Consider the following 11410-nt stretch of genomic DNA (forward strand, 5'->3'; position numbering starts at 1 on the left):
GCCCCCGTTGCCGCCACCGCCGGCCCGGCGCGCGTCAGCGCGGCGCCCGCCGCCATCCCCCCGGCTGCCGCCATCACCCCGCGCCTGCTGATCCCGTCGCCCTTCGCCATCGCCGCGTTATCCTCTCGTCACGCCGGCCATGCCACCGCCCATACGCACGTGCAAACGTTTGCTGGTGCATTCCGGGTATCCCCGTTCAGCGCATCGCGATCATTCCGCGCGCGATCACCTGCGCCTGGATCTCCGCCGCCCCTTCGAAGATGTTCAGGATACGCGCGTCGCACAGCACGCGGCTGATCTCATATTCCAGCGCATAACCGTTGCCGCCGTGAATCTGCAGCGCCGCATCGGCATTGCTCCACGCCGCGCGCGCCGCCAGCAACTTGGCCATTCCCGCCTCGATATCGCAACGGCGGCCCGAATCCTTCGCGCGCGCCGCGGCATAGGTCAGCTCGCGCGCCATCACCATGTCGACCACGCTGGCGGCGATCTTGTCGGCGACGCGCGGGAAGGTGATGATCGCGCGCCCGAACTGGCGGCGCTCCCGGGCATAGCCCAGCGCCAGCTCGATCGCGCGCCGCGCCACGCCGACCGCGCGCGCCGCGGTCTGGATCCGCGCGCCCTCGAACGTGCGCATCAACTGCTTGAACCCGCGCCCTTCCTCATCGCCCAGCAGTGCGTCGGCGGGGGCGGCCATGCCGTCGAACGCCAGCGCATATTCGCGCATCCCGCGATAGCCCAGCACCGCGATCTCGCTGCCTGCCATCCCCGCGGCCGGGAACGGATCGGCATCGGTCCCGCGCGGCTTGGGTACCAGCAGCATCGACAGCCCGGCATGGCCCGGCACGTCGTCGCGGGTCCGCGCCAGCAACGTCATCAGGTCCGACCGGCTGGCATGGGTGATCCACGTCTTGGCCCCGTCGATCTGCCAGCCGCCGTCGGGGGCAGGCCGCGCGCGGGTGGCGATCGCGCCCAGGTCCGATCCGACATCGGGTTCGGTGAACACCGCGGTCGGCAGCACCGCGCCGCTCGCGATCGCGGGCAGCCAGCGCGCCTTCTGCGCCTCCGTCCCCGACGCCGCGATCAGCTCGCCGGCGATCTCGGATCGCGTGCCCAGCGATCCCGCGCCGATCCACCCGCGCGACAATTCCTCGGTGACGACGCACATCACCAGCTTCGACAGGCCCAGCCCGCCATAGGCCTCCGGAATGCACACGCCGAACGTGCCCAGCGCCGCCATCTCCGCGATCACCGCATCGGGGATCAGCGCATCGTCCAGGTGCCAGCGGTGCGCATGCGGCACGATCCGCGTCTCGGTGAAGCGGCGGAACTGGTCGCGGATCGCATCCAGGTCGGGGTCGTCCAGCGTCTCCGCCGGCCACTGTCCCGCCGCCAGTGCCGCCGCCAGCGCCCCGCGCTCGTCGCGCTGGTCGGCATCCAGCAGCGGCGCGGCCGCCTCCGCCAGCGCGCGCGCCGCACCTTGCGTCCCCAGATCGGCGGGGCGGACGATCTCGTTCTGCCCCATCGGCAGCCCGCCGGTCAGCTGTGCGACCGTTTCGGCGACACCGATGCGCAAAACGGCGTCATTGACCGCATCGGGGGCGCACCGGCCGTGCCAATCCGACAGCGCCTCCAGCGCCGCAACACCCGTCGCGACCCACGCCAGCCCGTGCGCAGCGCGCTGTTCGGTGTCGATCGACGCATCCGCAACGCGCTTCCCGACCGCCTCGACCGTCGCCGCACCGTAGGTTCCGGCCGCTTCCAGCGCGTGGCGGACGTCGTGCATGTCAGTAACTCCGCGGCAAATTCAGCACATGCTCCGCGACGTAACTCAGGATCATGTTCGTGCTGATCGGCGCCACCTGGTACAATCGCGTCTCGCGGAACTTGCGTTCGACGTCATATTCGGCCGCGAAACCGAACCCGCCATGCGTCTGGATGCACGCTTCCCCTGCAGCCCAACTCGCCTCGGCGGCCAGCATCTTGGCGATATTCGCTTCCTCACCGGCGTTGTCGCCCGCTTCGTACCGCCGCAGCCCCTCCCGCACCATCAGTTCGGCGGCGCGCATCTGGGCGTAGGCGCGCGCGATCGGGAACTGGACGCCCTGGTTCTGCCCGATCGGCCGCCCGAACAGCACCCGTTCGCGCGCGTAATCGCGCGCCTTGTCGATGAACCACTTGGCATCGCCGATACATTCCGCCGCGATCAGTAGCCGCTCGGCGTTCATGCCGGACAGGATGTAGCGGAAACCCTTGCCCTCCTCGCCCACCAGATTGGCCGCCGGAACGCGCAGATTGTCGAAGAACACCTCCGTAGTGGCGTGGTTCATCATCGTCTCGATCGGGCGGATCGTGATCCCCGGCGACGTCATGTCGACCAGCAGCACCGACAGCCCATCGGTCTTCGACGCCGCTTCCGCGCGCGGGGTGGTCCGCGCCAGCAGCAGCATCAGGTCGGAATGTTCGGCGCGGCTGGTCCAGATCTTCTGCCCGTTGACGACATATTCGTCGCCCTCTCGCCGCGCAGTCGTCTTCAACGCCAGCGTGTCGGTGCCGCTGGTCGGCTCGGTCACCCCGAACGCCTGCAACCGCAGCTCCCCGGTCGCGATCCGCGGCAGGTAGCGGCGCTTCTGCTCGTCCGATCCGTGGCGCAGCAGTGTGCCCATGATGTACATCTGCGCATGGCACGCCGCGCCGTTGCACCCCTGCCGCTGCACCTCCTCCAGGATCGCCGCCGCCGCCGACAGCGGCAGCCCGGCGCCGCCATATTCCTCCGGGATCAGCGCCGCCAGCCACCCGCCCTGCGCCAGTGCGGCGACGAATTCGGTCGGATAGGCGCGCTCCCGATCCTTTGCGCGCCAATAGGCGCCGGGGAATTGCTGGCACAGCCGCGCCACCTCGGCGCGGATCTCGGCATGGTCCGCGCTCACGCCGCGCGCTCGAACACCGCGGCGATCCCCTGCCCGCCGCCGATGCACATCGTCTCCAGCCCGTAGCGACCGCCGCGCCGCTGCAACTCGCGCGTCAGGTTCGCCAGAATCCGCCCGCCGGTCGCGCCGATCGGATGGCCCAGCGAAATCCCCGATCCGTTGACGTTGAGGATGTCGTGCCGCCCGTCGTCCTCGCTCCAGCCCCAGCCTTTGAGCACCGCCAGCACCTGCGGCGCGAACGCCTCGTTCAGCTCGACCAGGTCGATATCGCCCCAGCCCAGCCCGGTGCGCCGGAACAGCCGCTCCACCGCCGGCACCGGCCCGATCCCCATCCGTGACGGATCGCAACCGGCCGCTGCCCAGCCGCGGAACCACGCGATCGGCTCCAGCCCCAGTTCGTCCAGCTTGTCCTCGGCGACCACCAGACAGGCGGCGGCGGCGTCATTCTGCTGGCTGGCGTTGCCCGCGGTCACCACCCCGCCCTCGATTGGACGCAGCCGGCCCAGCGTCTCCATGCTGGCATCGGCGCGATAGCCTTCGTCCTGCGCGAAGACGACCGGATCGCCCTTGCGCTGCGGGATCGACACCGGGACCAGTTCGTCCGCGAACAGCCCCTTCTCCCACGCGGTCGCCGCGCGCTGGTGCGAGCGCACGGCATAGGCATCCGCCGCCTCGCGCGTGATGTGATAGTCCTTCGCCAAATTCTCGGCGGTCTCGATCATCCCGCTGATGACCCCGAACCGCTCGACCGGCTGGCTCATCAACCGCCCGCGCGTCAGCCGGTCGTGGAGCGTGACATTGCCCATCCGCACCCCGCCGCGCAGGTCGGTGGTATAATGTTCGACGTTCGACATGCTCTCGCACCCGCCGGCCACCACGACGTCGCTGGCGCCGGTCTGCACCATCATCGCCGCGTCGATCACCGCCTGCAGCCCCGAACCGCAGCGCCGGTCGAGCTGATAGCCCGGCACCTCGATCGGCAACCCCGCCGCCAGCCATGCCCAATGCCCGATCGCCGGCGCCTCGCCATTGCCATAGCCTTGCGCGAAGACGACGTCGTCGACCCGCGCCGGATCGATCCCGGTCCGCTCGATCAAGGCCGTCAGCACCGTCGCGCCCAGCTGGCCGGCGGTCAGCGTGGACAGGGCCCCGCCGAACTTGCCGACAGCGGTGCGGATCGGGGCGACGATGGCGGCGCGACGCAGGGTCATGGGATGGGTTCCTTCAGGATATGCCGACCACGCCGGCGTCGATCAGGCGCGCGATCGCGCCGGAGGAAAGGCCCAGCCGCTCGGCCAGCATGCGTTCGCTATGCTGGCCGTTGCGCGGCGCGGGAACGGGCGGCGCACGATCGAGCTGCGGCATTGTCGCGAACGCGCCCGCGGCGGGATAGGCAAAGCCGCTGGGATTGTCGTCGCGCGCGGCGAAGATCGGGTTATCGGCGACGAGCCGAGGGTCGCGCGCCGCCTCGCGCATCGTGCGATAGGCGGAATGGACGATCCCGGCCGCGTCGAACGCCGCCGCCAGATCGGCGTGGTCGCGGTTCCCGATCGCTGCCTCGAACAGCGGCATCAGCGCATCGCGATGGACGAACCGCGCGCCGTCATCCTGCGCGAAGGCGGCACCACGCGCCGCTTCCACCGCCGCGACCGCCTCCTCCAGTGCCAGCACCGCCAACAACCGCGACCATTGGCGGTGCGTCACCACCACGATCATCGTACGCATGCCGTCGCGGGTCGTGAAATCGCGCCCGAACAGGCCGTAGACGGTGTTGCCCAGCCGCGGCCGGTCGGCATCGGCGTAAAGCACCTCGGCGATCCCGCCCAGATTGGCGACGGTGCCGATCGCGACGTCGGAGAGCGGCACGCGCACCTCCCCGCCCTGCCCCGTTGCCGCACGCCACCGGATCGCGGCGAGCAGCGCAAACGCGGCATAGGCACCCGTCAGCAGATCCCAGGCGGGCAGGACGTGGTTGACCGGGGCCGGCCCTTCGCCCGTCAGCATCGGATAACCGACCGCATTATTGACGGTATAATCCAGCGCTGGGCTGCCGTCCGCCCAGCCCATCACGCGCACGGTCACCAGATCGGCCCGGCCGGTGGCCAGCGTATCGTGCGACAGGAAGCCGTCGACGGGGAAATTGGTGACGAACTGACCGGTCGTGCGCACCAGCGCCTGCAGCAGCTCGCGCCCCTCGTCCCGCGCCAGATCGAGCGCGACCGATTTCTTCGCGCGGTTGAGGTTCTCCCAATAGAGCGAGTCGCCCGCCGCGGTGACCGGCCAGCGGCGATAATCCGGCCCGCCGCCGATCGGATCGACGCGGATCACCTCCGCCCCGAACTGCGCGCAATACAGGCCCGCGGTGGGGGAAGCGACGAACGAGGACGCCTCGATCACGCTCAGTCCGGCAAGCAGATCGTACACGCCGCGTTATCCCGCCCGCCGCGGGAAATGGCCCTGATGGGCGGCCGTTTGCTGCGGCATGCGTCTCTCCCGATCTTTCGACCTTCCCTATCGGTCTGCGGCCGATTTTCAAGAAGCGCGCGGCACCGCCTGATCGCGCACCGCCAGCGCGCGTTCGAACACCGCCGCGAACATCTCGGCCGTCAGCCGGCCGGTGTTCTGGTTGTAGCGGCTGCAATGGTAGCTATCGATCAGGACGCGCCCGTCGGGCATGCGATGTTCGGCCAGATGCCCGAACCGCGCCTTGGGCAGCTTGCCGCCCAGCACCTTGACGATCGACTGGTGCGCGATCTGCCCCAGCGCGACGAACACGCGGGCATTGGGCAGCGCGCCCGCCTGCCCCTCCAGGAACGGGCGGCAGGTGCGGATTTCCTCCGGCGTCGGCTTGTTCTCCGGGGGCAGGCACTTCACCGCATTGATGATGACCGCCCCGGTCAGCGCCAGCGTATCGGCGGGACTACCCTCGTACTGGCCCGTCGCCAGCCCGTATCGCGCCAGCGTGTTGAACAGCAGGTCGCCCGAATAATCGCCGGTGAACGGACGGCCGGTGCGGTTCGCGCCCTGCTTGCCCGGTGCCAGCCCGACGATCGCCAGCCATGCATCGGGATCGCCGAACGCGCGGACCGGGGCGTTCCACCAGTCGGGATGCTCGATCCGCAATGCCGCGCGCACCGCCACCAGCCGCGGGCAGCGCGGGCAGTCGCGGGGCGGCTCGGTTTCGGGCAGCGGAGAGGGTGCGAAGTCCATCGTCTTTCGTTAGGCGCGAACGGGTGCGTCACTCAACGTCCCATCCCTCAACCTATGTCGTGGCGATCGGCTCCAATCGGCGCGGCCGACACGGCCCGCCCCGTGCGGAGGTCGCCGCGGCGATCACGCTGCTGGACGGCACCGCCTCCCCGATCATCGTCAGCGCGCCGCTCGGCCCGTCGACGCGGACCTTCGCCAATGCCGCGGTGCTGATCCGCAGCACCGTACCGCCCCCTGCGCTGCTCGATCGGCTCAAGGCGATCGAGCGCGATTTCGGCCGGCGGCGCGGGCGGCGCTGGGGGGAACGGGTGATCGATCTCGACATCGTCCTGTGGTCGGGCGGCACGTGGCGGTCGCCGACGCTGACGATCCCGCACCCGGCGTTCCGAATGCGCGACTTCGTGCTGCGCCCGATGGCGGCGATCGCCCCGCGCTGGCGCGATCCGCGCACCGCGCGGACGGTCCGCCAGCTTCATGCCCGGTTGACCCGCGCGCGCGCCGTCCCTAACGCCCGCCGCTAACCCTGCGTGAGGGTCCGTAGCTCAGTCGGTAGAGCAAGCGACTTTTAATCGAGAGGTCCCGGGTTCGAGCCCCGGCGGACCCACCACGCGGGGGATCGGACGGCCGGAAAGAGGGTTGGCACCATCATGTCTTCCCACGCGACCGATCCACAGCCCCTGTTCCCCGACCGCGAACCGGCGCAAGCGCCACCGGCGCCCCGCGCGTTATGGGCGGCAATGGCGATCGGCGGGCTTGTGGCGGTGATGCTGCTCGCCTTCCTCGTGATCGATCAGGTTCCGTTCGCCTGGGATCGCGCGATCATGCTGGCGCTGCGCCGCGCCGACGATCCCGCGCAACCGGTCGGCCCCGCCTCGCTGCACGAGGCGATGGTCGACCTGACCGCGCTGGGTGGGGTGACGGTGCTGACGACGGTGACCGCGGCCGCGATCGGCCTGCTGCTGGTCCGCCGGCTGTGGCTGACCGCGGGGCTGGTCGCCGCCGCAACGATCGCCGGGTCGATCGTGTCGGGACTGGCGAAGCATTGGGTCGGCCGCCCGCGCCCTGAACTGGTCGATCATCTGGTCCAGGTCGGCGGGCTGAGTTTCCCCAGCGGTCATGCGACGAACAGCGCGATCGTCTATCTGACGCTCGCCGGGCTGGTCGCGCAGGTCGAACGCAGCCGCGCCGCGCGCAGCTACACGATCGTGGTGGCGGTGCTGCTGGTCGGGATCATCGGGATCAGCCGCGTCTATCTGGGCGTCCACTGGCCGTCCGACGTGCTGGCCGGCTGGTGCGCGGGGACGGCCTGGGCGGCCCTGTGGTGGTGGATCGGCGCGTGGTGGCGCCGCGCCTTATTCGCCCGCCGCCGCCAGTAGCCGCCGCGCCGCCTTCAGGTGCGGCGCATCGACCATTCGCCCATCGAGCTGCAGCGCGCCCGCGCCGGGGTTGGCATCGAACAGCGCAACGATCCGCCGCGCGTGGTTGATCTCCTGTTCGGACGGCGAGAATGCGGCGTTGATGACCGGTACCTGCGCCGGGTGGATCGCCATCATGCCCGTGAAGCCATCGCGCTGCCCGCGCGCGGCATAGCCGGCCAGACCGTCCAGATCGCGGAAATCGGGATAGACGGTTTCGATCGCCGGCACGCCCGCGGCATGCGCGCCGAACAGCGTCAGCGCGCGCACGACGCGATACGGATCGGTATAGCTGCCATCCGCCTCGCGCGCGGTCGCCGCGCCGATCGCCGCGGGCAGATCCTCCGCCCCCCAGGTCAGCCCCGCCAGACCCTCGCCATCATAATTGCCCAGCGTGAACACCGCGCGCGCGGTCTCGCTGGCGATCGGCAGGATGCGATAGTCGCCCGGCAACATCGCGCGCAGCGTCTCCACCGACCCACGCCCCTCCGCCTTCGGCAGGACGACGCCCGTTATCCCGGCCCCTGCGATCGCGGCGACGTCATCGGCGACGAATGCCGAATCGAGCGGATTGACGCGCACGAACAGCGCCGGCCCGCTCGTGCTGGCGTGCCCATCCAGGAAGGCCCGCACCGCTGCGCGCGCCGCGGGCTTGGCGGGGGCGGCGACCGCATCCTCCAGATCGAGGATCAGCGCATCGGCGCCCAGTCCCAGCGCCTTTTCCATCCGCTCCGGCCGGTCGCCGGGCACGAACAGCAGCGAGCGCAACCTCACCGGCCGCGCTCCGCCAGCGCGCGCTCCCATGCCAGCGCATCGCGCACGATCCCGTCGAGATCGTCCCGCCGCGGCGTCCAGTCGAGCGTCCGCAGGATCGCGCCATTGTCGGCGACCAGCTCGGCGGGGTCGCCCGCGCGGCGCCCCTCCAGTCGGCGTTCGATCGAAAGATTGGTGACCCGGTCGACCGCGTCGAGCACCTCCAGCACCGAAAAGCCGCGGCCATAGCCGGCGTTGAGGATGTGGTTGTCGCCCGGCCGCTCGACCAGCAGTTTCAGTGCCGCGACATGCGCCTCGGCGAGGTCGCTGACGTGGATATAGTCGCGCACCCCCGTGCCGTCGCGGGTCGGGAAATCGGTGCCGAACACCGATACCGCCGCGCGCTTGCCGGTCGCCGCCTCCACCGCGATCTTGATGAGATGCGTCGCCCCCACCGTCGATTGCCCGCTGCGCCCCTGCGGATCGGCGCCGGCGACGTTGAAATAGCGTAGGCACGCGTAATTGAGCGGATGTGCCGCCGCGACGTCGCGCAGCATCGCCTCGGTCATCAGCTTGGACATGCCATAGGGGTTGATCGGGCGGGTCGGATCGCCCTCCGCCACCGGCACCTTGTCCGGCGTGCCATAGGTCGCGGCGGTCGAGGAGAAGATAAAATGCGGCACGCCCGCCGCGACCGCGCTTTCGATCAGCGTGCGCGTCGCTGCGGTGTTGTTGCGATAATATTTGAGCGGGTCGGAAACCGATTCGGGCACCACCACCGATCCGGCGAAATGCATCACCGCGCGCACGCGATGTTCGGCCATCACGTTGCGGATCGACGGATCCTCCACCGCCATCTCCACCAGCGTCGCGCGCGGATCGACCGCCCAGGCGAAACCGGTGACCAGATTGTCGACCACGACCACCCGATAGCCCGCATCCAGCAGCGCCAGCACGGCATGGCTACCGATATAGCCTGCCCCGCCCGTCACCATCACCTTGCCGTCGATCATCGCCGCGCGCTCCCTTTGTCGCGGCGGTAGCGCGTTCCTACATAAGAGGCAAAGGAGACCCGGAAATGACCGAATATGCGACGCTGGCCGGCGGCTGCTTCTGGTGCACGGAGGCGGTGTTCAAGGATGTGATCGGCGTGGAAAGCGTCGAAAGCGGCTATATCGGCGGGCACGTTCCGAACCCGACCTACAAGCAGGTATGCGGCGGCGACACCGGCCATGCGGAGGCGATCCGTGTCGGCTTCGATCCGGCGCAGGTCAGCTACGCCGACCTGCTCGACATCTTCTTCGCCACGCACGACCCGACGCAGCTCAACCGCCAGGGCAATGACGTGGGCACGCAATATCGCTCGGCGATCTTCCCCGCGACGGTGATGCAGGAAGAACAGGCCAACCAGGCGATCGCGCGCGCGCAGGAGGATTGGCCCAAGCCGATCGTCACCACGATCGAACCCATGGCCGAATGGTATCCCGCCGAGGGCTATCATCAGGATTACTGGGAAGGCGAAGGACAGCGCAATCCCTATTGCCTGGCAGTGATCCCGCCCAAGCTGCAGAAACTGCGCAAGAGCTTCGCAGCGCGCAGTCGCGCCGTCACGGCCTGACGGGTCACCGGGCTGCGGCGCGGCGCAGCCGGTCGTTGATCGCGGTGCCGATGCCCCGTTCGGGCACCGGCGCCACCGCGATCCGCGACCGGTCGCTCGCATCGGCGCGGTGAAGCGCGTCGAACAGCCGCGCGGCCGCTTCCACCATGTCGCCGGTCGCCGACAGCATGTCGTCGCCGGCGACGCTGCCGAAACCGATCAGCCACTCGTCGTCGTCTGCTGCCACCGCGGCGAGACGCAGCGGCTTGCGCGGCGCATAATGCGTCGCCAGCTGCCCCGGAGCGCTGATGTGCGCGCTCGTCCCCGGCGCCACCGGTAGAATTTCACGCAGCATTTCCGCCGTGACGGGGCCGGGGCGCAGGATCGTACGGCCTGCCACGATCGTCGATTCGACCCCCGCGGTCGTCGCACCGTCATCGACGATCAGCGGTACGTTTGCGCCCAGGCTGGCCGCGACATGCGCGGCGCGCGTCGGACTGATCGCATTGCTGGCATTGGCGGACGGCGCGGCGAGCGGCGCGGCGCTGGCCGCCAGCAGCGCCTGCATCGCGCGGTGCGCGGGCACGCGGACCGCCACCGTGTCCAGCCCGGCGGTCGCCAGCGATGCGATGCCGGCACCAGCGCGGATCGGCAGCACCAATGTCAGCGGGCCGGGCCAGAAGGCGGCGGCCAGCGCGCGTGCGTCACCGTCGAACACCGCGATCCGCTCCGCCGCCGCCGCGTCCGGCACGTGCACGATCAGCGGATTGAACGACGGCCGCCCCTTGGCGGCATAGATGCGCGCCACCGCCGCCGAATCGCGCGCGTCGGCGGCGAGGCCATAGACCGTCTCGGTCGGGATCGCGACGATACCACCGCCACGAATCAGCGCCGCCGCCTCATGGATGGCGGCCATGCCGTAACGTCGGATACGAGGGTGTTGAGCGGTCATCGCCGGTCGGTATAGCGTTGCCGGCTAGGAGACCGAAATGACCTTCACCGCCCCCGTCGCCGACCAGCGTTTCGTCCTCGATCACGTCGTTCGCCTCGACGAACTGGCCGCAACCGATCGCTTCGCCGCCGCCACCCCCGACGTGATCGACGCGGTGCTCGAAGGGATCGCGCAGTTCGCGGAGGGAGAATGGGCGCCGCTGGCGCGCGCGGGCGATACCGTCGGGGCGAAATGGACCCCCGACGGCGTGGTCATGCCGGATGGCTATCCCGCCGCCTATCGCGCCTATGTCGACGGCGGCTGGGGGACGATCGGCGTGCCGGAGGCGTTCGGGGGGCAGGGGCTGCCGTTCGCTGTGCAGGCCGCGGTGCTGGAAACGCTGGGCACCGCCAACATGGGCTTCGCGCTTGCCCCGATCCTGTCGGTCGGCGCGATCGAGGCGTTGCAGCACCATGGCACCCCCGAACAGCAAGCGACCTACCTGCCGAAACTGGCGACCGGCGAATGGTCCGGCACGATGAACCTCACCGAGCCGCAGGCAGGTAGTGACGTC

Annotated in this window: 12 protein-coding genes and 1 tRNA gene; 5 read left to right on the forward strand and 8 right to left on the reverse strand. The window is 69.9% G+C overall.

All coding sequences use genetic code 11. The features are described from left to right. Positions 1-196: 196 nt before the first annotated feature. The 5 genes from AX685_RS08990 to AX685_RS09010 form a co-directional block, all read right to left on the reverse strand. Positions 197-1786 (reverse strand): acyl-CoA dehydrogenase family protein, encoded by a 1590-nt coding sequence (locus tag AX685_RS08990; protein WP_066487712.1) that lies wholly within the window; start codon positions 1784-1786, stop codon positions 197-199. Position 1787: 1 nt separating this feature from the next. Beyond that, positions 1788-2930, reverse strand: coding sequence for an acyl-CoA dehydrogenase family protein (locus AX685_RS08995; protein WP_066487715.1), 1143 nt, complete (start codon positions 2928-2930; stop codon positions 1788-1790). Then, positions 2927-4141, reverse strand: a complete 1215-nt coding sequence (locus tag AX685_RS09000) for an acetyl-CoA C-acetyltransferase (RefSeq protein ID WP_066487718.1) — start codon at positions 4139-4141, stop codon at positions 2927-2929. Before AX685_RS09000 ends, AX685_RS08995 begins: the two co-directional genes overlap by 4 nt. Positions 4142-4154: 13 nt before the next feature. Beyond that, entirely contained in the window at positions 4155-5354 is a 1200-nt protein-coding gene (locus AX685_RS09005; RefSeq protein ID WP_066487721.1) for a CoA transferase, read from the reverse strand. A 108-nt stretch (positions 5355-5462) separates the two neighbouring features. After that, entirely contained in the window at positions 5463-6140 is a 678-nt protein-coding gene (locus tag AX685_RS09010) for a uracil-DNA glycosylase (protein WP_066487723.1), read from the reverse strand. Between the two features lie 23 nt (positions 6141-6163). Between AX685_RS09010 and folK the strand changes: the two genes are divergently transcribed. The 3 genes from folK to AX685_RS09025 all read left to right on the forward strand — a co-directional run bounded on the left by folK (position 6164) and on the right by AX685_RS09025 (position 7516). Beyond that, positions 6164-6661: a 2-amino-4-hydroxy-6-hydroxymethyldihydropteridine diphosphokinase gene (gene folK, locus AX685_RS09015; protein WP_066487724.1), complete on the forward strand. Its 498-nt coding sequence runs from the start codon at positions 6164-6166 to the stop codon at positions 6659-6661. A 10-nt stretch (positions 6662-6671) separates the two neighbouring features. Further along, positions 6672-6747 (forward strand) — tRNA-Lys (locus AX685_RS09020). Positions 6748-6787: 40 nt separating this feature from the next. Beyond that, positions 6788-7516 (forward strand): phosphatase PAP2 family protein, encoded by a 729-nt coding sequence (locus AX685_RS09025; RefSeq protein ID WP_082740751.1) that lies wholly within the window; start codon positions 6788-6790, stop codon positions 7514-7516. Here AX685_RS09025 and AX685_RS09030 read toward each other — a convergent pair. Both AX685_RS09030 and galE read right to left on the reverse strand, forming a co-directional pair. Then, positions 7493-8329 carry an HpcH/HpaI aldolase/citrate lyase family protein gene (locus tag AX685_RS09030; RefSeq protein WP_066487736.1) on the reverse strand — a complete coding sequence of 279 codons (837 nt, stop codon included), beginning with the start codon at positions 8327-8329 and terminating at the stop codon, positions 7493-7495. The two genes, AX685_RS09025 and AX685_RS09030, sit on opposite strands and share 24 nt — an antisense overlap. Then, positions 8326-9321: a UDP-glucose 4-epimerase GalE gene (gene galE, locus AX685_RS09035; protein WP_066487728.1), complete on the reverse strand. Its 996-nt coding sequence runs from the start codon at positions 9319-9321 to the stop codon at positions 8326-8328. Before galE ends, AX685_RS09030 begins: the two co-directional genes overlap by 4 nt. Positions 9322-9386: 65 nt before the next feature. On the opposite strand from galE, the gene msrA reads away from it, so the two are divergent. Continuing rightward, positions 9387-9926 (forward strand): peptide-methionine (S)-S-oxide reductase MsrA, encoded by a 540-nt coding sequence (gene msrA, locus AX685_RS09040; RefSeq protein WP_066487731.1) that lies wholly within the window; start codon positions 9387-9389, stop codon positions 9924-9926. Positions 9927-9930: 4 nt separating this feature from the next. Here the strand turns inward: msrA and AX685_RS09045 are convergent, their stop codons facing one another. Then, a complete protein-coding gene (locus AX685_RS09045) occupies positions 9931-10821 on the reverse strand; it encodes an L-threonylcarbamoyladenylate synthase (protein WP_066487733.1) in 891 nt (296 codons plus the stop codon). A 73-nt stretch (positions 10822-10894) separates the two neighbouring features. On the opposite strand from AX685_RS09045, the gene AX685_RS09050 reads away from it, so the two are divergent. Further along, positions 10895-11410: acyl-CoA dehydrogenase family protein (locus AX685_RS09050; RefSeq protein ID WP_197418542.1), on the forward strand; the 516-nt coding region annotated here is incomplete at its 3' end.

Source organism: Sphingomonas sp. CCH9-F2 (assembly GCF_001556735.1).
Classification (GTDB): Bacteria; Pseudomonadota; Alphaproteobacteria; order Sphingomonadales; family Sphingomonadaceae; genus Sphingomonas; species Sphingomonas ginsenosidimutans.

Excerpts from the sequence above, each read along its gene's own strand:
- AX685_RS08990 (WP_066487712.1), bottom strand. The coding sequence starts at position 1,786 with ATGCACGACGTCCGCCACGCGCTGGAAGCGGCCGGAACCTACGGTGCG.
- msrA (WP_066487731.1), top strand. The coding sequence starts at position 9,387 with ATGACCGAATATGCGACGCTGGCCGGCGGCTGCTTCTGGTGCACGGAG.
- AX685_RS09045 (WP_066487733.1), bottom strand. The coding sequence starts at position 10,821 with ATGGCCGCCATCCATGAGGCGGCGGCGCTGATTCGTGGCGGTGGTATC.
- galE (WP_066487728.1), bottom strand. The coding sequence starts at position 9,321 with ATGATCGACGGCAAGGTGATGGTGACGGGCGGGGCAGGCTATATCGGT.
- AX685_RS09025 (WP_082740751.1), top strand. The coding sequence starts at position 6,788 with ATGTCTTCCCACGCGACCGATCCACAGCCCCTGTTCCCCGACCGCGAA.
- AX685_RS09000 (WP_066487718.1), bottom strand. The coding sequence starts at position 4,141 with ATGACCCTGCGTCGCGCCGCCATCGTCGCCCCGATCCGCACCGCTGTC.
- AX685_RS09010 (WP_066487723.1), bottom strand. The coding sequence starts at position 6,140 with ATGGACTTCGCACCCTCTCCGCTGCCCGAAACCGAGCCGCCCCGCGAC.